This window comes from Pseudomonas sp. WP18 (genome assembly GCF_036689585.1).
In the GTDB taxonomy this organism is placed as follows: Bacteria; Pseudomonadota; Gammaproteobacteria; order Pseudomonadales; family Pseudomonadaceae; genus Aquipseudomonas; species Aquipseudomonas chlororaphis_E.
Genome location: NZ_CP144758.1, coordinates 2,735,859 through 2,758,233, shown reverse-complemented (window position 1 = coordinate 2,758,233; position 22,375 = coordinate 2,735,859). Strand labels below are relative to the sequence as shown.

The 22,375-nt window shown below is 64.7% G+C and carries 23 protein-coding genes; 7 read left to right on the top strand and 16 right to left on the bottom strand.

Annotation, left to right across the window (positions count from 1 at the left end):
• The first annotated feature begins 69 nt into the window (after nucleotides 1-69).
• The 3 genes from V5F23_RS12330 (at nucleotide 70) to V5F23_RS12320 (ending at nucleotide 3,414) form a co-directional block, all read left to right on the top strand.
• Entirely contained in the window at nucleotides 70-1,869 is a 1,800-nt protein-coding gene (locus V5F23_RS12330; RefSeq protein WP_042729949.1) for a HAMP domain-containing protein, read from the top strand.
• The gene (gene narL, locus V5F23_RS12325) at nucleotides 1,866-2,513 is read left to right on the top strand and encodes a two-component system response regulator NarL (RefSeq protein ID WP_047738021.1); all 648 of its coding nucleotides are present in this window, start codon (nucleotides 1,866-1,868) and stop codon (nucleotides 2,511-2,513) included. Before V5F23_RS12330 ends, narL begins: the two co-directional genes overlap by 4 nt.
• 223 nt (nucleotides 2,514-2,736) lie before the next feature.
• Entirely contained in the window at nucleotides 2,737-3,414 is a 678-nt protein-coding gene (locus V5F23_RS12320; protein WP_042729951.1) for a Crp/Fnr family transcriptional regulator, read from the top strand.
• Between the two features lie 169 nt (nucleotides 3,415-3,583).
• On the opposite strand, the gene V5F23_RS12315 is transcribed toward V5F23_RS12320, so the two are convergent.
• The 8 genes from V5F23_RS12315 to norR form a co-directional block, all read right to left on the bottom strand.
• Nucleotides 3,584-3,973, bottom strand: coding sequence for a putative zinc-binding protein (locus V5F23_RS12315; protein ID WP_123578116.1), 390 nt, complete (start codon nucleotides 3,971-3,973; stop codon nucleotides 3,584-3,586).
• Entirely contained in the window at nucleotides 3,973-4,443 is a 471-nt protein-coding gene (locus tag V5F23_RS12310) for an SCP2 sterol-binding domain-containing protein (protein ID WP_042729953.1), read from the bottom strand. The genes V5F23_RS12315 and V5F23_RS12310 overlap by 1 nt, the downstream gene beginning before the upstream one ends.
• Nucleotides 4,437-5,327: a U32 family peptidase gene (locus V5F23_RS12305; protein ID WP_042729954.1), complete on the bottom strand. Its 891-nt coding sequence runs from the start codon at nucleotides 5,325-5,327 to the stop codon at nucleotides 4,437-4,439. Before V5F23_RS12305 ends, V5F23_RS12310 begins: the two co-directional genes overlap by 7 nt.
• A gap of 11 nt (nucleotides 5,328-5,338) precedes the next feature.
• Nucleotides 5,339-6,334 carry a peptidase U32 family protein gene (locus V5F23_RS12300; protein WP_042729955.1) on the bottom strand — a complete coding sequence of 332 codons (996 nt, stop codon included), beginning with the start codon at nucleotides 6,332-6,334 and terminating at the stop codon, nucleotides 5,339-5,341.
• A gap of 81 nt (nucleotides 6,335-6,415) precedes the next feature.
• Nucleotides 6,416-7,663, bottom strand: coding sequence for a gephyrin-like molybdotransferase Glp (gene glp, locus V5F23_RS12295; RefSeq protein WP_042729966.1), 1,248 nt, complete (start codon nucleotides 7,661-7,663; stop codon nucleotides 6,416-6,418).
• An 8-nt stretch (nucleotides 7,664-7,671) separates the two neighbouring features.
• Complete coding sequence (gene moaB / locus V5F23_RS12290) at nucleotides 7,672-8,226, bottom strand: molybdenum cofactor biosynthesis protein B (protein ID WP_042729956.1); 555 nt, start codon at nucleotides 8,224-8,226, stop codon at nucleotides 7,672-7,674.
• Between the two features lie 89 nt (nucleotides 8,227-8,315).
• Nucleotides 8,316-8,963 (bottom strand): pyridoxamine 5'-phosphate oxidase, encoded by a 648-nt coding sequence (gene pdxH, locus V5F23_RS12285; protein ID WP_042729957.1) that lies wholly within the window; start codon nucleotides 8,961-8,963, stop codon nucleotides 8,316-8,318.
• Nucleotides 8,964-9,122: 159 nt separating this feature from the next.
• Nucleotides 9,123-10,655, bottom strand: coding sequence for a nitric oxide reductase transcriptional regulator NorR (gene norR, locus V5F23_RS12280; protein ID WP_042729958.1), 1,533 nt, complete (start codon nucleotides 10,653-10,655; stop codon nucleotides 9,123-9,125).
• Between the two features lie 160 nt (nucleotides 10,656-10,815).
• Between norR and ytfE the strand changes: the two genes are divergently transcribed.
• Entirely contained in the window at nucleotides 10,816-11,490 is a 675-nt protein-coding gene (ytfE, locus tag V5F23_RS12275; protein ID WP_042729959.1) for an iron-sulfur cluster repair protein YtfE, read from the top strand.
• Nucleotides 11,491-11,650: 160 nt separating this feature from the next.
• Here the strand turns inward: ytfE and V5F23_RS12270 are convergent, their stop codons facing one another.
• Nucleotides 11,651-12,091 (bottom strand): membrane protein, encoded by a 441-nt coding sequence (locus V5F23_RS12270; protein ID WP_042729960.1) that lies wholly within the window; start codon nucleotides 12,089-12,091, stop codon nucleotides 11,651-11,653.
• Nucleotides 12,092-12,113: 22 nt separating this feature from the next.
• On the bottom strand, nucleotides 12,114-13,304 hold the full coding sequence (locus V5F23_RS12265) for an NnrS family protein (RefSeq protein ID WP_042729961.1): 1,191 nt from the start codon (nucleotides 13,302-13,304) through the stop codon (nucleotides 12,114-12,116).
• A 568-nt stretch (nucleotides 13,305-13,872) separates the two neighbouring features.
• Between V5F23_RS12265 and V5F23_RS12260 the strand changes: the two genes are divergently transcribed.
• Nucleotides 13,873-14,556 carry a Crp/Fnr family transcriptional regulator gene (locus tag V5F23_RS12260; protein WP_042729963.1) on the top strand — a complete coding sequence of 228 codons (684 nt, stop codon included), beginning with the start codon at nucleotides 13,873-13,875 and terminating at the stop codon, nucleotides 14,554-14,556.
• On the top strand, nucleotides 14,553-14,753 hold the full coding sequence (locus V5F23_RS12255) for a hypothetical protein (protein ID WP_042729964.1): 201 nt from the start codon (nucleotides 14,553-14,555) through the stop codon (nucleotides 14,751-14,753). Before V5F23_RS12260 ends, V5F23_RS12255 begins: the two co-directional genes overlap by 4 nt.
• A 3-nt stretch (nucleotides 14,754-14,756) precedes the next feature.
• Here the strand turns inward: V5F23_RS12255 and V5F23_RS12250 are convergent, their stop codons facing one another.
• From V5F23_RS12250 to V5F23_RS12225, 6 genes are all read right to left on the bottom strand, one after another.
• Complete coding sequence (locus V5F23_RS12250; protein WP_047738007.1) at nucleotides 14,757-16,595, bottom strand: nitric oxide reductase activation protein NorD; 1,839 nt, start codon at nucleotides 16,593-16,595, stop codon at nucleotides 14,757-14,759.
• Between the two features lie 87 nt (nucleotides 16,596-16,682).
• Complete coding sequence (locus V5F23_RS12245; protein WP_338498564.1) at nucleotides 16,683-18,110, bottom strand: cbb3-type cytochrome c oxidase subunit I; 1,428 nt, start codon at nucleotides 18,108-18,110, stop codon at nucleotides 16,683-16,685.
• A gap of 3 nt (nucleotides 18,111-18,113) precedes the next feature.
• Nucleotides 18,114-18,554: a cytochrome c gene (locus tag V5F23_RS12240; protein WP_042732967.1), complete on the bottom strand. Its 441-nt coding sequence runs from the start codon at nucleotides 18,552-18,554 to the stop codon at nucleotides 18,114-18,116.
• A gap of 279 nt (nucleotides 18,555-18,833) precedes the next feature.
• On the bottom strand, nucleotides 18,834-19,091 hold the full coding sequence (locus V5F23_RS12235; protein WP_338498561.1) for a cytochrome C oxidase subunit IV family protein: 258 nt from the start codon (nucleotides 19,089-19,091) through the stop codon (nucleotides 18,834-18,836).
• Between the two features lie 12 nt (nucleotides 19,092-19,103).
• On the bottom strand, nucleotides 19,104-19,688 hold the full coding sequence (locus V5F23_RS12230) for a cytochrome c oxidase subunit 3 (protein ID WP_053144849.1): 585 nt from the start codon (nucleotides 19,686-19,688) through the stop codon (nucleotides 19,104-19,106).
• Entirely contained in the window at nucleotides 19,672-20,475 is an 804-nt protein-coding gene (locus tag V5F23_RS12225; protein WP_212803729.1) for an AAA family ATPase, read from the bottom strand. Before V5F23_RS12225 ends, V5F23_RS12230 begins: the two co-directional genes overlap by 17 nt.
• 335 nt (nucleotides 20,476-20,810) lie before the next feature.
• Here V5F23_RS12225 and nirS point away from each other — a divergent pair, with 335 nt between their 5' ends.
• Complete coding sequence (nirS, locus tag V5F23_RS12220) at nucleotides 20,811-22,352, top strand: nitrite reductase (RefSeq protein ID WP_338474782.1); 1,542 nt, start codon at nucleotides 20,811-20,813, stop codon at nucleotides 22,350-22,352.
• Nucleotides 22,353-22,375 lie beyond the last annotated feature (23 nt).

Genomic DNA, 22,375 nt, shown 5'->3' with positions numbered 1-22,375 from the left:
CTGCCATACCCCAAGGTCCAGGCGCCTTCCCATGTCCGGGTTTCAGTTTTTCCTGCAAGGCCAGCGGTCATGATGCGCTGGCTGCGCAGTTCCCTGCCCGCTCGCGCCGGGCTCGCCGTGATCCTGATCGCTGTCCTCGCCCTGGCCAGTTCCCTGAGCGCCGGGTTGATCGCCTGGTTCAGCCAGGGCGATGCTGCCGCCATCAACACCGCCGGCTCCGTGCGCATGGAGACCTACCACCTGAGCTGGAAGCTGGCGGCCGGTGCCAGCGAGGACATTCCGGCCATCGTCGACAGCCTGCAACAGCGCCTGGACAGCCCTGCCCTGCGCGTCGTGCTGGAAGACGGACCAGCCACGTCCCTGCATCGCAGTTATCGCGACCTGCAACAACGCTGGAACCAGACCCTGCGCCCCGCCATCGAGCGCGGCGACGCGGCGTTCTTCCAGGCCAGCGCCAGCTCCTTCGTCGAACAACTGGACCAGTTCGTCACGCTGCTGCAACGCCAGAGCGAACACAAGCAGGGTTGGCAGCAGACGATCCAGGGCGTGGCGCTGTTCAGCACCATGATCATCCTGTTGATCGGCCTGTATGAGTTGCAGTACGGCGTGGTCACGCCGTTGCAGGAACTGGTGGACGCCACCCAGCGTTTTCGCCGGGGCGAGTTCCAGGTGCGGGTCAACCATCAGTCCGAGGATGAGCTGGGCCAGTTGGCGACCAGTTTCAACACCATGGCCGAGACCATCGAGCAATCGCACCGCACCCTGGAAAACCAGGTCCAACAGAAGACCCTCAACCTGCAACAGGCCAACGCCGCCCTGGAGCTGCTGTACCAGAGCAGCCGCAGCCTCGCCACGCGGCAGGCCAACGCAGAAGGGCTCGATGAGTTGATCCGGCGCTTCCAGCAACGGCTGCCGGGGCTGCGTCTGTCGCTGTGCCTGCAAGGGCAATTGCAGGCACCGGCCCGCCAGTTGCTGGCCCTGCACGGCGCCAACGGTCGCCAGGTCTGTGCCAGCAGTGACTGCGCCACGTGCGAACAACACCAGAGCGGCCGGCCGCTGACCTTCAGCATCAGCAACCAGGGCAACGACCTGGGCGAACTCAAGGCCCATTTCGTCGACGGCCACGCGGCGCAACCCTGGGAGAGCGCCCTGATCCAGGCCTTGGCGAACCTGATCGGCACCACCCTGTCGCTCAAGCGCCAGCGTGAACAGGACCATCGCCTCCTGCTGCTGGACGAGCGCACCATCATCGCTCGCGAACTGCACGACTCCCTCGCCCAGGCCCTCTCGTACATGAAGCTGCAAGTCAGCCGCATGCAGACCCTGTTGCGTCGGGGCGAACCGGTGCAGACCCTCGAAACCGTCACCGCCGAGCTGCGCGAGGGCCTCAACAACGCCTATCGCCAGTTGCGCGAGTTGCTGACCACCTTCCGCCTGCAGATTCACGACGACGGCCTGGTGGAAGAGCTCAAGGACACCGCCGAGGAGTTCTCCCACCGCGGGGACTTCCAGGTGCACCTGCGCATCGACCCCCTGGCCTTCGAGCTGTCGGCCAGCGAGCAGATCCACATCCTGCAGATCACCCGCGAAGCCTTGTCGAACTGCCTGCGCCACGCCCACGCCGAGAACGCCTGGCTCGAACTGCGCCAGGAAGGCGAGACCGTCCGGCTGTCCATCGAAGACGATGGCCGGGGGTTCAGTGGCGAGGTGGATCAGCGCGAACACCATGGCCTGAACATCATGAACGAACGCGCCCGCAGCCTGCGTGGCCAACTCCGGATTTTCTCCCGTACACCCCAGGGCACCTGCATCCAGGTGCATTTCCAGCCGGAATTCCTGGGTCAACCCACCGAAGGCATCGCCACATGAACGCCCCTCTGCGCCATACCCTCCTTTTGGTCGACGATCATCCGATGATGCGTCGCGGGATCCGCCAGATGCTCGAGCTCGAAGACGATCTACAGATCGTCGGCGAAGCCAGCCACGGCGAGGAAGCGCTGACACTGATCGACCCCCTCAAGCCCGACCTGGTGCTGCTGGACAACAACATGCCGCAGATGAACGGCATCGAGACCCTGCGGCGGCTGCGGGCCATGCACTACAGCGGCAAGGTGCTGCTGTTCACCGTCTCCGACGCCGAGGACGACATCCGCGACGCCCTGCGCCTGGACGCCAACGGCTACCTGCTCAAGGACATGGAGCCCGAGCTGCTGATCCAGTACATCCGCGATGCCCTCGCCGGCGCGCTGGTGATCAGCCCCGGCCTGACCCGGGTCATGGCCCAGGCCCTGCGTTCCCCACCGCGCCAGGCCGAGGTGGAACTGACCGACCGCGAACGCCAGGTCCTCAAGACCATCGCCGCCGGCTACAGCAACAAGGTGATCGGCCACAAGCTGGGCATCACCGAGGGCACGGTCAAGGTCCACGTGAAGAACCTGCTGCACAAGCTCGGCCTGCGCTCGCGGGTCGAAGCCGCGGTGTGGGCGATGGAGCATCTGCGCGGGGCCGGTTAGATGGCCAACACATTCCTCCTGTGGGAGCGGGCTTGCCCGCGAAGACGGCGGCACATTCAGCACAGATGCAAGCTGACCCACCGTCAGCGGGAGCAAGTTCCCTCGCCACAAGGTGTTGTGCAGAACTGACCTGACGGTCTCCATCCCTCTTCCGAGGTAGGCCTGCCGAGGCATAGGCCGGCGGTGCCTGGCGCCCTACCATGTTCGTACCCGGAGGTATGCCATGCTGACTCACCCTTCCATCGTTCTACTGTTGCGCCGTCATCACCTGTTCAGCCAATTGCCGGAGCGGGTCTTCGAAGACGTCTGCAACCTCGCTGTCCTCAAGCGCCTGGAATGCAACGGCACGCTCATGCACCAGGGCGACCCGGCCAAGCGGTTTTTCCTGTTGGTCAGCGGCCAGGTCAAGCTGTTTCGGGTCACGGGTGAAGGCCAGGAAAACCTGGTGGAAATCATCCAGCCAGGGCAGACCTTCGCCGAAGCCCTGTTGTTCAGCCAGGCCCGCTGCTACCCGGTGAGCGCGTCGGCGATCAAGGACAGCGTGCTGGTGAGCATCGAAGGCACCCATTACCGCAAGGCCCTGGAAGACCAGCCCAAGGTCTGCCTGGCGATCCTGGCGAGCATGAGCATCCACCTGCACCAGCGCCTCAAGGACATCGACAACCTGACCCTGGCCAGCGCCAGCCGGCGGGTCATCAACTTTCTGTTGCAGGAACGCGACCCACGGGACGGCCAGGTGGTGCTCCAGGTGTCCAAGCGCCTGGTGGCGTCCAAGCTGGGGATCCAGCCGGAAACGTTCTCACGCATTCTTCATCGATTGGTGGACGGCGGCCTGATCGCCATGGAGCGGCGCAACATCCGCATCCTGGCTGAGGAAGCGCTGGAGGCTTACCAGCAATAGCTGTGAACCCTCTATGGCGATCACCCCATACCCTGTGGCGAGGGGATTTATCCCCGATGGGGCGCGCAGCGCCCCCCTTCAACTGCCTGATACACCGTGGGCTCAGGCTTTGGGGCTGCTTCGCAGCCCAGCGGGGATAAATCCCCTCGCCACAGGGTGTGTGACTCCTTTACTCACCGCCCGGCCGATCCATCTCATCAACCCCCATCAACGCTATCAACCGCTCGAACAACGCCTCCCCCTCCTCTTGCGTGCAGTCGACCCCGAAGCGCTTGCGCCAGCCCAACTGACTCAAAATCACATGCACATCCGCTCGCAGGTCATGCTGCTGTAAACACGCCTGGACGCATTGCAAAGGACACCCATCCAGCGCAATGATCCGCCGCCCCGAGCGGGCCTTGTTGACCAGCGGCGCCACATGCCCGCCGACCCCGACGATGCAGGACATCTCGGCCAGGCCGGCACGGTCCAGGCGCAAGGCGACGTTGTTGGCCAATTGCGCGACGTTGGAGCAACCGGAGCAGGAATACACCAGGGGCAATGCGTTCGGCGTCTTCATCACACGGTCGCCAGCCCCTTGCCCGCCCGTTCCAGGTTGCGCCACAACCACGGCGGCAAGACCTCGGGGTCAAGGCTGTCGATCAGGTTCTTCAGGGCCAACCCCAGTTCCGTGTCCCCCTCGATCACCAGTCGCCGCCGGAAGAACAAGGTGTCCGGGTCTTCCTGGCGGCTGGCCAACAGCAGGAACTCGCGCCAGTTGCCACGAATGGTGACCTGGGCTTCGGCCCGCTCGGCGATGCGCAAGCCGTCCCGCGCCAGGGTCAGGTACCAGCACAACTTCAGGTCCGGCACCCGCAGGCACAACCAGCGACCGCGCAACAGGTCGAAGCCGCCATCGCGCAGCGGTTCGGCCAGGCAGCGGTTCAGTGCCTGCTGCAAGGCCAGGCGCTGGACCACGAACGGCACCTTGCCCACCAGGGGCAGCACCCTGTCGGCGCCCTTGAGCAACCATCGCTTTGGACTCAGCACAGGCCCGCCTCCTCTACTTTCAACATGCCGGCATGGCCGTGCCAATAGCCGTTGCAGCCCTCCACGAACACCGGTGGCGCCTCGCCGCGGCGAACCCGATCGAACGCATTGACCACCTCGTCCATGCCCTGGGCCCGCGGGCTCAAGCGCAGTACCTGGGCCCCGCAGGCCACCAGGGCGTTGTAGTCGGCCAGCAGATTGCTGACCTCGCCCGACATCGTCTGGATGCCGTTGAGGGTGAACAACGGCTGGCCCTCCTGGCTGCTCAACGCCAGGCCGTCGGGGTAGTTGATACAACAGAACTGACAGTCGTCCTTGGGCCGGTTTTCGGCCCGCGCGGTGAAGCAGCGCGCCGAATACGCCAGCGGTAGATGACCGTAGGCGAAGATCTCCACTTCGGGCACTGCGCGATCCATTTCCCGCACTTGCTCCAGCACGTCGCTGATCAGCGCCGCCGAACACTCCACCGGCGGCACCCAGCGGACCATGCCGCTGTCGAGCAGTTGGGCCAGAGAATGGCCGTTGTACAGGTTCAGTGCCGGCCCGCCCACGAAGGGCAGTTTGCGCTCGGCCAGGAACTGCACCGCGCCCATGTCGTTGGCTTCCACCAGCAATTGGCCGTTGTCGCACAGCCGCCGCAACGAGGACAGTTCCGAGGCGGCCTCGATCAGCGTCAGGCTCGACAACACGATCTGCGCCTGGCTGCACGCTTGCAGCTCGCGGCCCAGGCCGAGCCATTGATCCAGGGAGAATGCCCGGCGCTTCGAGCACACGGTTTCCCCCAGGTAGATCACGTCCAGCGGCAATGCCGACATTTGGGCATAGAAATTTCCCAGTTGGGTTTTGTCCCAGTAAAACAGGACCGGTCCGAGGCTGAGTTTCATGGGTTCCTTCCTCATTGCCATGATCGATGGTAGGCGCCCAGGGTGGTCTGGCTGCCTTCGGACAGCCCGGCCAGGACCTGGCGCCATTCTTCTTGGACCCGGAACCGTTGCGGCGCGGCGCGGTGGGCATCCAGCGCGGCGCGCCAGACCCGGGTCACCTGCTCGACGTAGGCCGGGCTGCGCTGGCGCCCTTCGATCTTCACCGCCTCGACGCCGATGGCGGTGAGTTCCGGCAGCAGGTCCAGGGTGTCGAGGCTGGTGGGTTCCTCCAGCGCATGGAAACGCTTGCCGCCCACCAGGAAACGGCCCTTGCACAGGGTCGGGTAGCCGGCCGGCTCCTCGGGGGTGTAGCGGTCGATCAGCACCTCGCTCAGGCGTGCGCTGAGGCCTTGGGCGTCTTCGCTCCAACGCACCGCCTTGGCGGGCGAGCAGACGCCACACAGGTTCGGCGACTCGCCGGTGATGTAGGAAGACAGGTGGCAGCGACCTTCGGCCATGATGCACAAGCTGCCGAAACCGAAGACTTCGATCGGCACCGGGCTGGCAGCCGCCACTTGGCGCACCTGGGCCAGGGAGAGCACCCGCGGCAGCACGGCGCGGCGGATGTCATAGCGCTCAGCGTAGAACGCCAACGCGGCGGCATGGGTCGCCGAACCCTGCACGGACAGGTGCAGCGCCAGGTGTGGATGACGCTGGCGCGCGTAGCCGAGCACACCCGGATCGGCGGCGATCAGCGCGTCCACGCCGAAGTCGGCGGCGCGATCCACGGCGCGCTGCCAACGTTCCCAACCCTTGGGTTGCGGGTAGGTGTTGACCGCCACATAGAGCTTGCGCTGATGCTGGCGGATGTGGGCGACAGCGGCGTCGAACTGCTTGTCGTCCATGTTCAGCCCGGCGAAATGCCGGGCGTTGGTGTCATCGCGAAAACCGACATAGACGGCATCGGCGCCTTGGCGCACCGCCGCTTTGAGCGCAGGCAGATTCCCTGCCGGGCAAACCAGTTGCATGGGGCATCCTCGTGAGCGAACCAAGATGGCCGCCAGTCTAGCCAGCCCGCGGCCGGCCACCTTGACGGCAATCAATTGCCGTCAATGCATCAATCCGGCGAACGGCAGGTACATCACCGGTTCATGTTTGTGGACCTGGGCTTCGCACTCCACCACTGCCAGGCCGTCGGCCCAGCAGGCGGCCGTCAGCATCGCCGAGCTTTGTTGGGGGTGCAGTTCCACGCACAGGTGGCCTGTGACATCCGTCATCAAGCGGGCACGCAGGTATTGCCGGCGCCGATTGCGCTTGAGCCAGTCGAACCCCGCCGGCACCCGCAACGGCACCGGCTGCACATCGCCGACGCCCTGAGCGCGGAACAGGAACGGGCGCACGACAATCAACGCGGTGATCAACGCCGCCGACGGATTGCCCGGCAGGCCGATCCAGGGCTTGCCCTCCACATCGCCGAAGGCCAGCGGCTTGCCCGGCTGGATTGCCAGGCGCCAGAGGTCGATATTGCCCAGGGCCGCGATGGCCTGTTTGAGGTGGTCTTCCTCGCCCACCGACACACCGCCGGAGGTCAGCAACACGTCGCACTCGGCGGCGGCCAGGCGCAACGCCTGCCGGCTGGCCTGGAGTTGATCGGGCATGACACCGAAGTCATGCACCTCGAACCCCCAGCCGCGCAACAACGCGGCCAGCGTGTGCCTATTGCTGTTGTAGATCTGCCCCGGCGCCAGCGTCTCGCCCGGCTCGCGCAGCTCATCGCCGCTGCTGAGCAAACCCACCTGCAGCGGACGAAACACCTCGACCTTGGCGACCCCGGCACCGGCCAGCAGGCCCAACTCCTGGGCCCGCAGGCGCATACCGGCCTTGAGCAGGCAGTCCCCCTGCCGACGTTCCTCGCCTTCCTTGCGTACGTGATCACCGCGATTGACCGCCGGCAGCCAGACCCGCCCGCCTTCGACCCGACAGCTTTCCTGCGGCACCACCGTGTCGGCGCCGGGTGGCAGCGGCGCCCCGGTGAAGATCCGCACGGCCTGACCCGTTTGCAGCGGCTCGCCCGGCCCATCACCGGCGGCAATGCGCCCGCTCAACGCCAGGGCGCCGCCAGCGGCCGGCACATCGGCGGCGCGCACGGCATAACCGTCCATGGCGCTGTTGTCCCAGGCCGGCAGGTTCATCGGGCAAAGCACGTCGCTGGCCAGCACGCGGGCCAGGGCCAGGTCCAGGGCGATCCGCTGCACGGGCGGGGGCGGCGGCGCCTGGTCGAGCAGGTGCCGAATGGCCTCGTCTACCGGCACCAGCGCTCCGCTGTCACACACCGAGCCGCAGAGGGGCGCGTGCATCAGGGCGCTCACGAGCGCGTCTCGCACGCCACCGGAGCGACGCCGTCCTGCGGCTTGAGGTGCACAGTGAAATTGCACGGCCCGGTGCGGCTGTCCAGTTGCCCGGCCAGGATCTGCTCCCAACCGGTACGGCAGGCGCCTGGCGAACCCGGCAGGCAGCACACCAGCACGCCGTTGCTCATGCCCGCCAGCGCGCGCGATTGCAGGCTGGACATGCCGATCTCCGCCAGCGAGACCTGGCGGAACAACTCACCGAAGCCGTCGACGTGCTTGTCCAGCAATGGCGCGACGGCTTGAGGCGTGTTGTCGCGCGCGGTGAAGCCGGTGCCGCCGGTCATCAGCACCACTTGCACGCTGGGGTCGGCGATCCACTGCGAGACCTTGGCGCGGATCTGGTAGATATCATCCTTCACCAACCCGCGGTCGATGAGCACATGCCCGGCGGTTTGCAGCAGATCAGCCAGGGTCTGGCCAGAGGTGTCGGTCTCGAAACTGCGGGTATCGCTGATGGTGAGTACCGCGATGTTCAACGGTTGAAATTGGCGTTGCGTCAGATGGGCCATGGCGAGCCGTCCTGTCAGAAAAAGATGGCCCAGCCTGAACCGCAATCGTGACCGGGCCTATTCCTCCTTGGAGGTACCTCCCTCGGCGGTCAAGGGGCCAGGCGGCTGCGCTGCCACCCGTCCTCTTGGCAGCGGTAGTCGAGGCGATCATGCAGGCGATCGGCGCGCCCCTGCCAGAACTCCAGCCGCTCGGGGCGCAAGCAGTAGCCGCCCCACTGTTCGGGGCGCGGCACCGGTTGTTCGGCGAAACGCCGTTGGGTGTCCGCCAGCCGGGCGTCGAGGTCGGCGCGATTGGCCAGCGCCCGGCTCTGCGGCGACGCCCACGCGCCGAGCCGGCTGGCCAACGGCCGAGACTGGAAATAGGCATCCGACACCGCCGGATCGAGCCGCTGGACCGGCCCTTCGATACGCACCTGGCGCTCCAGGCCCGGCCAGAAGAACGTCATGGCGGCCCAGGGATTGAGCGCCAGATCGCGACCCTTGGCGCTGTCGTAGTGGCCGAAGAAGGTGAAGCCCGTTTCGTCGAAGCCCTTGAGCAACAGCACCCGGCAATGGGGCCGACCCTGTGCGTCCACGGTCGCCAGGACCATGCTGTTGGCCTCCACCGGCGCACGTTCAGTGTCGCGGGCCTGTTGCATCCACAGGCCGAACAGCACCAGCGGATCGTCCGGGGCCCGGGCCTCGTCGAGGCCTTCGCGGGTGTACTGGCGGCGCATGTTTGCCAGGGAAAGGGGCATGGGGGATCTCCACTGTGGTTTGGGCCAGTGTGGAGTCCCCTGCATGGGCGGGCCTTGATTATTGTCAATGCCGGTTCTTGTGCTGCTCAGGATGGCCACTTCGCGAGCAGGCTCGCTCCCACATTGGACCGGCGCTCACAAAACCCTGCTCGCCAAGCCCTACTTGAGCCCAAGCCGCCGCGCCAGCTTATGCAGGTTGCTCGGGTCGACCTCCAGCAGCCGCGCTGCGCCGGCCCAGTTCTGGCCGCAACGGTCCAGGGCCTTGAGAATCGCCTGGCGCTGGCAGGCATCGACGGCCTCGCCCAGCGGTGGGAGCGGCGCATCGGGGGATTCATGGGGCTGTTCGAGCAAGGCCTGCGCGCCGCCGGCACCGGCGTTGACGTCAAGGTCGAGCACTTGGGGCTCCAGGGTCATGATCAGGCTTCGACTGGCGCCATGACTCAGTTGCTTCAACGCAGCGCGGCTGATCACGTGCTCCAGTTCCCGCACGTTGCCCGGCCAGCTGTAGGCCAGCAAGGCCTGCTCGGCGGCCGGTGACAAGCGCAACCCGCGCAAGCCCAGGCGGGTTCGATTCAGTTCGAGGAAATGTCCGGCCAGCATCAACACGTCATGCCCACGCTCGCGCAGGGGTGGGATCGGCACCGGATAGACCGAGAGCCGGTGATACAGGTCGGCACGAAACAGCCCGTCGCGAATGCTGTCGGGCAGGTGCCGGTTGGTGGCGGCGATGATTCGCACATCGACGTGCAGCGGCTTGTCCGCGCCCAGTCGCTGGATCTCGCCGTTCTGCAAGGTGCGCAGCAGCTTGGCCTGCACGCTCAACGGCAATTCGCCCACTTCATCGAGAAACAGCGTGCCGCCATTGGCCGCATCGAAACGCCCGGCCCGGTCGGTCGTCGCCCCGGAAAACGCGCCTTTGACGTGCCCGAACAACTCGCTTTCGGCCAGGGACTCCGGCAGCGCCGCGCAGTTGACCTGGACCAGCGGCTTATGGCCGCGCCGGGACAGGCGATGCAGGCGCCGGGCGAACAACTCCTTGCCCACGCCGGTTTCCCCCAGCAACAGCACCGGCAGTTCCGAGTCGGCCAGGACATCCAGCTCGTTGAGCAATTGCTGCAAGCCTTCGCTGCGTCCCAGGATCTCGCCCTCTTCCGCCGGCAGCCGCAGGTCCGCCGGGTCACTGCGCGATGCCCGCAGGCTGCGATTCTCCTGCTCCAGGCGGGTGACCCGCACCGCCGCCTCGATCTGCAACGTGCAGCGTTTGAGCTCTTCATGGGCGCGGCTGTCGAAGGTCCCGGCGTGCAGTGCATCGAGGGTGATCGCGCCCCACAGCCGGCCTTCCACGTAAAGACTCACGCCCATGCAGTCATGCACCGGCAGCGGTTCACCGACGTGGGGGTCGAGCAGGCCGTCATAGGGGTCCGGCAGGCGGCTGTCCGGCTCGAACCAGGTCGGTTCGCGCGAGGCCATGATCGCCGCCAGGCGTGGGTGCTGGGCAATCACGAAACGCCGGCCCAGCGCTTCATGGACCAGGCCCACGGTCGCCACGGGCCGCAGGCTGTCATCGTCCAGGCGCAGCAGGCCCACGGCGCCGCAATTGAAGTATTCGCGCAGGGTCTGCACCAGACGCTGCAACCGCACGGCATTGGGCAGCTCGACGATCAGGTCGGCGGCCAGGCTTTCACGCAGCATGGTAGTGATTACCCTCCAGGGTCCGATTGACCCCGTACCGCCAGGGTCAGATTGACCCTGGCCAAAAAATTATGGTTGATTTTCAATGCATTGCACTTGGCATGCGGCCTGCTAAGTCTGCTCATCTGTCCCGCTCCGGGATTCAACCCAAGGAAACATGATGAGCCTCGACCTGCTGGAACAAAGCCTGGGCCAACTGGCCTGCGACATTCCCGGTGCCACGCGTACCTTTCATCACTACAACCTCGACTTCTGTTGCGGCGGGCAAAAATCCTTGCGCGAGGCAGCGCTGGGCAAGGGCCTGAACCCGCTGCTGATCGCCGACGCCCTCAAGACGCTGCAAGCTGCCGGCGAACTGGGCCACGACTGGCGCGACGAACCCCAGGCGCTGCTGATCACCCATATCCTGGAACGCTACCACGCCCGCCATCGCGAACAACTGCCGGAACTGATCCGCCTGGCCCGTCGCGTGGAACTGGTGCACGGCAACCGCGCCAGTTGCCCCAATGGCCTGGCCGACCACCTGGAGGACATGTACCAGGAACTCGAAGGCCACATGCTCAAGGAAGAACAGGTGCTGTTCCCGATGCTGCAACACGGCCTGGGCGAACGCGCCTCGGCACCGATCCAGGTACTGCGCTACGAACACGACCAGCACGGTGAAGCCCTGGAAACCATGCTCACCCTGACCGACCAGATCACCCCGCCCTCCGACGCCTGCAACACCTGGCGCGCCCTGTACCGCGGGCTGGTGGAGTTTCGCGACGACCTGATGCAACACATCCACCTGGAGAACAACGTGCTGTTCGTCAACGCGATGAAGCCTGCTCACTAACCTCAAACAACACATACCCCTTGTGGGAGCGAGCTTGCTCGCGATGGCGTCGGGTCAGTTAATGCTGATCTCGACTGACACACCGCTATCGCGAGCAAGCTCGCTCCCACAAAGACCATTGGTGCGCTCCTATCCTGCAATCACTCCCAAGGCTGGGGGCTCAAAACTGCCAATAGAACATCCCCTTTGCCAACAGCACGATCAGTAGCATGTGCCCCAGGATGCTGCGCCGCAGCCAGCAGGCACGGGCCGGGCTCAATCGGCCCCGCGTAAGCCAGAACGCCAGCAACAGGTAATGCCCGATGATGCTCGTTGCCAGCAGGATCTTCAGGCTCAGCAGCAGGCCGAAGCTGCTGTCCAGCGGATGACTCAACGCCCCGCGATGCTGCCAGGCCAGGCCAATGCCGGCGCCGTAGAGCAGCAGCACCACACCGTGCAGCACGTGCCGTGAACGCTGGGCGATCGCCTGGTCGGCGGCGGCCCTGGCCGTCTCGGCCAACGGCCGGCGCGCGGCGTGCCAGATGCAGACGTCGAAAAACACAGTGCCTATGAACGCGATGGCCGCCAACAGGTGCGTGACCAGCAAGACCCCATACATCATCGATTCACTCCGCCCAAGGGACTCATCCCGGGTGTCCATCCACGCGGGCCTGCAACAACATCGGACCGTAGCGCCAAGCGTAGAGCCCGAACGCCAGGGCCCAGCACAACCCGGCCACCCACAGCGCGGCGAAGGGCAAGACCAGCACCAGCACCACGCGACTCAGGCACGCCAGGTTCAGCAGCACGAACGCCAGCGTCATCCCTTTGGGCGGTTCAAGGGCACGCCCGGTGTGGCCCAGGCTGACCCGGGCAATCATCGCCAGGATCAACCCGGCCATGGCACCGATGGTCAGGCTGTGCACGGCCAGGCTCGGCGTCACCGGCGCGCCGAAGTGCCACAGCGCCATGCCCAGGCAGGCCAGCGCCAACCAGGCGTAGGCCAGGTGCAACGACCACAGCAACGGCACACGCCACAGATCACGATCATGCCAGCGCACCAGCCGGATCCCATGGCCCAGCGCTAACGCACCGAATAACAGGCCGACCGCGCCGTTGGCCGACAACGCCGGTCCGAAGGCGTACAGCAACGCCACCAGGGCCGATCCGCCCAGCAACAGGCGATCGAGCCACGGCCAGGGGGCGACGCCTTCGACCCGGCCGAGGCCACGTTGGGTGAAAAATGGAATCACCCGCCCGCCGATCAGGCCCATCATGGCCGCCACCAGCCACAGGCCGGTGAGCACGCTTTGGCGTTGCAACCCCTCGTCGTGCCGGACCAGGCCGTACACGGACAGCCCATCGGCAGCGGCCAACAGCAGCAACACCAGCACGATCGGGTAGTTACGCTTTTGCCGCACGCGCCACAAGGTGATGCCCATCCAGGCCGCCACGGCCAGGGCGAAACCCAGCTCCAGCAGCGCCAGCACCGGCCAGGGGGCATCGGCCAGCCAGGCCAGTCGCGCCCCCAGCCAGACCAGCGCCAGCGCCGCCAAGCGCTTGCCACTGAGCCCCGGGGTGCCCGTCCAGGTCTGGACCGCCGTCAGCAGGAAGCCGGCAATGATCGCCAGGCCGAAACCGAACAGCAGCTCATGACGGTGCCAGGCCAACCAGCCGCCAGCCGGCTGCCAGCCCGCCAGGCGCCCACTGAAGGCGGCCAGCCACAAGGGCACCGCCAGCAGCGCCAGCACACACCCGGCCAGGAAAAACGGCCGGAACGCCAGGCGCCATACCGGCAGGATGGCCATGGCCTTGCGACGGTCGAGCACTTGCATACCTCACTCCTTACCTCACCCACGGACTGCCCGCTGGCAAGGGTCGACAAACAGGGTTCGAATGATCGGTGATCGCCGCTGACGGGACTTGTCTCAGATCAAGCCCGCTCACTGGCGATCGCCGGTCTCGCAACGGCACTTGCAAGGGCCTTGCCGGAAGCGGCCGTTCACCTTGAGAAAACCCCGCCCACCGCTGTGGGAGCGAGCCTGCTCGCGAAGGCGGTCCTGCGAGTGCATCGGCTTACCTGGCACACCGCCTTCGCGAGCAAGCGCGCTCTCATAGGAGATTAGGGTGATTTTTACCTGATGACGGTGATTTTTACCCTTTTGTGAGAGGGTCATTTTTACCCTGCTCGCCGTCAACCGCCCACGGACAAGGCCTGCAAGCATGGCCCGGCTCTTGCTCAGGGACGGCATAGACCTCTTGCCGGAAACCGCCCATGAAACCTGTCGCTCTCTCGCTCACCTGGTTCGTCCTGCTTTCCTGCGTCCTGGCGCTTGCCAGTGGCCTGTCCCTGAGCCTGGTCTGAAACCCAAGCATTTCTTTCTCATTACAAGGATCCACGCCATGGTGCTCCACCGTGTCCATCACCAGATTCTGCGCAGCCACCACCTGTTCGAGCCTCTGAACGAAGAGCAGCTCGACGAACTGATGAGCTCCAGCCAACTGCTGAACATCGACAAGGGCGACCCGCTGTTCCGCCAGGGCGAACCGGCCCAGGCGTTCTATTTCGTGATTTCCGGGGCGGTGAAAATCTATCGGCTGACCCCGGACGGCCAGGAAAAGGTCTTCGAGGTGATCGGTGAGCGCCAGACCTTCGCCGAAGCCATGATGCTGATGGACACTCCCAACTACGTCGCATCGGCCGAGGCTGTCGGGCCGACCCAGCTGTATCGCCTGTCCAACGCCACTTACATGCGGCTGTTGCAGAGCAATGGCCGATTAACGTTCGCCCTGCTGGCCAAGCTCTGCGTACGCCTGCACCAGCGGGTCAACGAGATTGAAACGCTGTCGCTGAAAAACGCCACCCACCGCGTGGTGCGCTACCTGCTGACGCAACTGGTGCGCCTGCAAACCGTCGATAGCCAGTTCGAACTGCCGATGGCCAAGCAATTGATTGCCGGGCACCTGTCGATCCAGCCGGAAACCTTCTCGCGGATCATCCGGCGCCTGATCGATGAAAAGATCATTACCCAGGACGGTCGCCAGATCGCCATTCTTGATCGCCTGCGCCTGGAGCAGTTCGAATGAGCCCGCATATCACCTGCCTGTATTGCCAGCAGGCCAACCCCGCGCCAGAAACCGAATGTCGCCAGTGCGGCATGCCCCTGCCGGCCGAGGCTGCGTTGGCCGGCGAACGCCGGCTGCGGCGCTTCACCTGGTTTTGCGTCGGCTTGACGGTGTTTTGCACCGTCATGTTTTTCTGGCTGCCCCGCGACATCGTCTGACCCTCAATCCTGCGTCAATTGCCGGTACAACTGCGGCAGGCGCAGGGGCAACTGCTCGGGCTGGCGAATCAGGGTGTAGCCGTTGGCGCCGAACATGTACGGCAGGTAATCCCCCGCTTCACGATCGATGGTGATGCAGAACGGCGTCAGCCCCTGGCGCCGTGCCTCCAGCACGGCCTGGCGGGTATCTTCCACACCGTAGCGTCCCTCGTAGAGGTCCAGGTCATTAGGCTTGCCATCGCTGAGCAGCAACAACAATCTGCGTCGCCGCTTGCAGCCCGCCAGCCGCTGGGTGGCCTGGCGGATCGCCGCGCCCATGCGCGTGTAGTAACCGGGCTTGAGCCCCAGGATCCGGCCTCGGGTCTGGTCGTCGTAGCGCTGGCCGAACGCCTTGAGCTCATGCAGGCGCACTTGCTGGCGGCGCAGCGAGGAAAACCCGTACAAGGCAAAGTCGTCCCCCAGCACCGCAAGGGTTTCACCGAACAGCAACAGGCTGTCGCGAATCACCTCGATCACCCGGTGCTCGTCGTTGAGGTGAGCGTCGGTGGACATCGACAGGTCGGCCAGCAGCAGGCAGGCCAGGTCGCGGCGGGTCTGGCGCTGTTCCAGGAACAGGCCGCGCTCGCTGCACTGGCCATGCTGGCGCTCGACATGAAAATCCAGCCAGGCCTGCAGGTCCAGCTCCGAACCCTGGGTCTGCTGGCGCAGCCATTGCCGGTCGTTGCGCAGGTGTTCGAACTGGCGCCGCAGTCGCTGGGCTGAAGGCCGCAAGCGTGCCGGCAACGGCTGGGCGTTGCAGTCGCGGGGCACAAAGGTCTGCACGCTGACGAAATCGGCTTGCAGGTGCTGTTTGCGGTAATCCCACTCCGGCAACAGGATGCCTTCACCGAGGGGAAGGTCATCCACATCGGCGGGCGGCAGGTCCAGGTGCAGTTTCAGGCCACCGCCCTTGCGCACCCGGGTGCGCGACAAGGTCAGGTGATCCAGGTCTTCGGCCACGCGGGCAGCGTCCGGGTCTTCGCGGTCATCCGCCCAGCGATCCAGGTCCACGTGTTCGGTCCAGCTGAACAGGTTTTCCAGGCGAACGATCAACAGCCCGCCGTCGCGGCTGCTGTCGTCGATTCGTTCGGCACGCTTGCGACCGCCCTGCTGCTCCCCGGGTGGCGTCGCCAGGTACTGTTCGGACTCTTCGAGATTGGCCGCCTGGGGATCGGCCAGCGACTGGGGTGGGTACAGCCACAGCGGCAACGGCCAGACCGCCCGTTCACTGCGCGGAAAATGCTCGACACTGCCGGGGTCGCGCAACGCCTGGCAGACCGCGCGCTCCAGGGCGGCCTCGGCACTGTTGAGCGTGGCAGGGTCAGGCCGCAGGGACAGGTGTGCGTCCACCAGCCGCCGGTACCGCACGGCCATGGCCGGGTAGCGCCGCAGCACGGCCTGGGTCCAGCGCTGATTGTCTCGCCCCCAATGCCGCATCTCTCCCGCCTGGGCCGCCAGCAGCGCAAGCCAGCGGTACAGCTCTTCATTCAGTGCGGCGTCGGGAAAGGTCGCCAGGCTGGCCGGCAACCGTAGATTGTCGCCATCGCACCAGGCCAAAGGCACCTGCTTGCAGGTACCGGCAATCTGTTGCAGCAGGCTGCGTCGCAGCAGCAGGTCACGTTCACTGACGGCTTGCACCCCCAGGTGACGAGCCCCGCCCGTGGCGCGAAGCAGCACATGTAGCGCGCGTTGCCGAGGCATCAACGCCACCTGTGCCTCGGGAAAATCGACACTGGCGCGGCGGGTGATGAACCGGTGCCAGACACTGCCGACCCATTCTTCCAGCTCAAGGGTAAAGGCCATGATTGTCCTCCTTTCAAGCCGAATCCATTGTGGCGAGGGGGGTTATTCCCTCACCACACATGCGTTCGGCTTAGTCGTTGTGGCGACTCATGACGGCACCACGGCGGCCGGTGCACGCAGGGCGGCACGACCACGCTGACGGAAGCTGAGCAGGTAGCACAGCAGCCCCAGCAGGAAACCGACGCCACTGATCAGACGCGCCCAGAACAACGGCCGCAGGTGATCCATCGTCGCCATGAAGGGCAAGGCACTGCCGTCCACCGCCCAGCGTTGCAACCACACTTGCACGACACCGGCGGCGGTGAGGAACAAGGTGATCATCACCATCGACAGGGTCATCAGCCAGAAGCCCCAGATTTCCAATTTCTGCGAACGCTCGTCGGCCGCTTCCCCCAACCCGCGCAAGCGTGGCATGGCGTAGCTGATCAAGGTCATCACGATCATCGCGTAGGCCCCGTAGAAAGCCAGGTGGCCGTGTGCCGCGGTCAGTTGCGAACCGTGGGTGTAGAAGTTCACGGGCGCCAGGGTGTGCAGGAAGCCCCAGACGCCGGCACCGAAGAACGCGGTGACCGTGGTGCCCTTGGCCCACAGCGTGGCGGCACGATTGGGGTGATGACGACGACGGTTGCGCACCATGCTGAAGGCGAAGATCACCATGGCCAGGAACGGCAGCGGTTCCATCGCCGAGAAGATCGAACCGACCCACAACCAGACCTGCGGCGCGCCGATCCAGAAGAAATGGTGGCCGGTGCCGATGATCCCGGTGATCAACGCCATGGCGATGATCACGTAGAGCCATTTCTCCACCACTTCGCGGTCCACGCCGGTGATCTTGATCAACACGAAGGCGAGCATCGACCCCATGATCAGTTCCCAGACGCCCTCGACCCAGAGATGCACCACCCACCACCAGTAGTATTTGTCGCGGGCGAGGTTTCCCGGGTTGTAGAAGGAGAACAGGAAGAACACCGCGAGGCCGATCAAGCCCGTCATCATGACCATGCTGACGGTGGTCTTGCGGCCCTTGAGCAGGGTCATGCCGATGTTGTAGAGGAACCCCAGGCAAACCACCACGATGCCCATCTTGGTGATGGTGGGTTGTTCGAGGAACTCACGGCCCATGGTCGGCAACAGGTCATTGCCAGTGATTTTCGCCAGGGTCGCATACGGCACCGACAGGTAGCCCAGGATCGTCATCACCCCGGCGGCGGCAAACACCCAGAACAGCACCAGCGCCAGTTTCGGGCTGTGCAGTTCGCGGTCGGCCTCCTCCGGTATCAGGTAGTACGCCGCGCCCATGAAGCCGAACAGCAGCCAGACGATCAGCAGGTTGGTGTGGACCATGCGGGCCACGTTGAAGGGGATCAGCGGGAACAGGAAGTCGCCGACCACGTATTGCAAGCCCATGATCAAACCAAACAGGACCTGCCCCAGGAACAGCATCAGGGCAAACACGAAATAGGGTTTGGCAACGGCCTGCGAGGCGAATTTCAGATGCGGATTAGCCATGCTCATCTCTCAGCCCTCCTTGTTTGGCGGCCAGCCATTGGTGTTGATTTTCGAACTCCACTTGAGGAACTCGGCGATGTCGTCGACCTCCTGTTCGCTCAAGTTGAATTGCGGCATGGCCCGGCGACCGGGCACGCCCAGCGGCTGCATTTTCATCCACGCGTGCAGGAACGGCTTGAACGCCTCATCGCCGCCGCGGCGGTTGACCACATTGCCCAGCTCCGGCGCGAAGTACGCGCCCTCGCCCAGCAGCGTATGGCAGCCGATGCAGTTGTTGCGCTCCCAGACGCCCTTGCCGCGAATCACCGATTCGGTCAACTGCGCCTGGTTGCTGCGTTCTGGAAAGGTCTGTTCCGTGTGGTAGGTCAGGGCCAGGAATATCAGGAAAAAGAACACGCTTCCCCCGAAGTAAATATTCCTGGCCATGCCTTTGGTGAAGGTATCTGACATGGTCACTTCCTCATTGCTTGGCGTGTTCATTCTAGGAAGCGAGCCCCTCGAAACCGCTTGATGGCGATCAAGAATCTCCGATGGTTTTGGTGGGTTGTTTCAGCACAGTCCGAAAGACAGGCAAGCTTTTGTGGCGAGGGAATTTATCCCCGCTGGGCTGTGAAGCAGCCCTAAAGCCAGACAACTCGGTGTATCAGAAAAATTTGAGTCGAATGCTTTGGGGTTGCTTCGCAACCCAACGGGGATAAATCCCCTCGCCACAGGGTATTTTGTGCAAGTTCAGATCGTGAACGAGATGACCATCCCGATCACAACCGCCAGCAACGCAGCCCAGCTCAACACCAGCCGCCGCCACAATCGCGGCGCGTGGCGCAGCTCCATGAAGCCGTCGGCGATCAGCCAGGCCTTGGTCACCGCGACCACCAGGATGGCGATGGACACCAGCCCGGTAGCCGCGATCTGGCCCAGGGCAACGGTGCCGGTGCTCAACACCGCCAGCGTCAGCCAGCAGGCGATCAGGACACGGGAAGCCGACATGCGCACCTCCGCTCAATCAAGGATGTAGACAACCGGAAACAGCAGCACCCAGACCAGATCGACCATGTGCCAATACAGCACGCCGGATTCCAGCCCACTGTTGCGCTGCGCCCGATAGCGACGTCGCCGGCACCCCTCGGCCAGCCAGGCGAGGATCACCATGCCCAGCAACACATGGAGAAAATGAAACGCGGTGAGGATCCAGTACAACGTGAAGAATGTGTTGTGCTCCATCCCCAGGCCGTTCGCCAACAGATGGGCGTACTCCGTGAGTTTGATCCCCACATAGCCGCAGGCGAGCAGCAACGCCACACACAATAACCGTGCGGCGTGACGCGGCCGGTCGCGCCTGACCTGCTCCTGGGCCAGCGCGGCGAACAGCCCGGCGGTGAGCAGGCTGAGGGTCATCGCCAGGCCCGTGGAGCGATCCAGCAGATGACGGCCTTCGCTGAACGTCTGTGGGTCCAGCGCCTGGGCGACGGTGAACGCCAGGATCAGCAGCGCGAACACCGACAGTTCGGCAAGGATGAAAAACCACATCGCCAGGTCCCCCGGCAAACGCCGGGGCGTGGCCGGGGTTTCAGCCGAAGTGGACATCGACCACTTCCATCAGCGCGGCAACCGTCTGCGGGTCGTCGCTCAAGGGCTCGGCGAGGCAAGCCAGGCAGGCCTGGCGCGGGTCCATCCCGGCACCAATCATGCGCGCGGCAAAAATCAGCAGGCGCGTGGAAGCCACCTCCTCCAGGTCGTGCTGGTCGAGTCGGCGCAGCGCCTGCCCCAAGCGCACCACCTGGGCCGCCAGCGGCAACTGCACGCCGGCCTCGCGAGCGACGATGCGTTCTTCATCGGCGACCGCCGGATAACCAAAGCGCATCGCCACGAAACGCTGGCGGGTGCTGGGCTTCATGCCTTTGAGCAGGTTCTGGTAACCGGGGTTGTACGACACCACCAGCATGAACGCTGGCGGCGCCTGGAGCACTTCCCCGGTGCGTTCCAGGTACAACTGCCGACGATCATCGGCCAGCGGGTGCAGCACCACCGCCGTGTCCTGCCGCGCTTCGACCACCTCGTCGAGGTAGCAGATGCCGCCTTCGCGCACGGCGCGGGTCAGGGGACCGTCCTGCCACCACGTGCCCTGGGCGCCGATCAGGTGACGGCCCACCAGGTCGGCGGCGCTCAGGTCGTCGTGGCAGGCCACCGTGTACAGCGGCAGTTTCAAGCGATGGGCCATGTGCTGGACGAAGCGGGTCTTGCCACAACCGGTAGGCCCTTTGATCAACACCGGCATACGGTGCTGCCAGGCCTGCTCGAACAGCGCCTGCTCGTTGTCCTGGGGTTGGTAGAAAGGTTCGTCCGGCTGTTGCAAAGAGTGGATGGCGTTCATGACTGGACCTGATCAGGCAACTCGATTGCCGCCCACGCTACGGGGCCCTGCGACAACCTGGCAAGGGCTGCGGCGGGCAAACTTGATCGCCGTCAAGCGATCAACCACCGGCCTGGGCATAGCCTTGCAGGGCACCCAGAACCTGCGCGCCGAACGCCTGTTACGGCACACCATGCAGGTCATGCCTGAGGAGAAATGGAATGCTGATCAGCCACAAAAAATCGTGGGTCTTGAGGGTCGGGGCGTTATGTACGGCCCTGGTCGCCGCCCACGCCTTTGCCAACGACCCCGCGCCGGACCAGCCGCGCCTGGTCAAGACCGAAGGGGCGCCGGACATGAGCCAGGCCGACTTCGACGCGGCCAAGGAAATCTACTTCCAGCGCTGCGCCGGCTGCCACGGCGTGCTGCGCAAAGGCGCCACCGGCAAGCCCCTGACACCGGACATCACCCAGGCCCGTGGCCAGGCCTACCTGGAGGCGCTGATCACCTACGGCTCGGCCGCCGGCATGCCGAACTGGGGTACCTCCAATGCGCTGACCAAAGAACAGATCACGACGATGGCCAAGTTCATCCAGCACACCCCGCCGACACCACCGGAATGGGGCATGGCCGAGACCCTCAAGACCTGGAAAGTGCTGGTCAAGCCTGAAGACCGCCCGACCCGGCAACTCAATACCCTCAACCTGCAGAACCTGTTCTCGGTGACCCTGCGTGACGATGGCAAGATCGCCCTGGTGGACGGCGACAGCAAGAAGATCGTCAAGCTGATCGACACCGGTTATGCGGTGCACATCTCGCGTATCTCGGCGTCCGGGCGTTACCTGCTGGTGATCGGCCGGGACGCCAAGATCGACATGATCGACCTGTGGCCGAAAGAGCCGACCAAGGTCGCGGAAATCAAAGTGGGCATCGAAGCCCGTTCGGTGGAAACCTCCAAGTTCAAGGGCTACGAAGACAAGTACACCATCGCCGGTTCCTACTGGCCGCCGCAGTTCACCATCATGGACGGCGAGACCCTGGAGCCGAAGCAGATCGTCTCGACCCGCGGCATGACCGTCGACACCCAGCAGTACCACCCCGAACCACGCGTGGCGGCCATCATCGCCTCTCACGAATGGCCGGAGTTCATCGTCAACGTCAAGGAAACCGGCAAGGTGATGCTGGTCAATTACCAGGACATCAAGAACCTCACCATCACCAGCATCGACGCTGCGCCGTTCCTTCATGACGGCGGTTGGGACAGCAGCCATCGCTACTTCATGACGGCCGCCAACAACTCCAACAAGGTCGCGGTGATCGACTCCAAGGAGCGCAAGCTCACCGCCCTGGTGGACGTCGGCAAGACCCCGCACCCGGGACGCGGCGCCAACTTCAACCACCCACTCTATGGGCCGGTGTGGGCCACCAGTCACCTGGGCGATGCCGGCGTCTCGCTGATCGGCACCGACCCGGTCAATCACCCGCAATACGCCTGGAAACAGGTCGGTTCGCTGCAAGGCCAGGGCGGCGGTTCGCTGTTCATCAAGACCCACCCCGAGTCCCGGCACCTGTACGTCGACACCACCTTGAGCCCCGACGCCAAGCTCAGCCAGTCGGTGGCCGTGTTCAACATCGACAAGCTCGATGCCGGCTACACCGTGCTGCCGATTGCCGAATACGCCGGCATCAAGAAAGGCGCCCTGCGCGTGGTGCAACCGGAATACAACAAGGCCGGCGATGAGGTCTGGTTCTCGGTCTGGAGCGGCCAGGACGACGAGTCGGCCCTGGTGGTGATCGACGACAAGACCCTCAAGGTCAAGAACGTGATCAAGGACAAGCGCCTGATCACGCCCACCGGCAAATTCAACGTCTACAACACCCAACACGACATCTATTGAGCTCCATCAATAAGAGGAAAAAC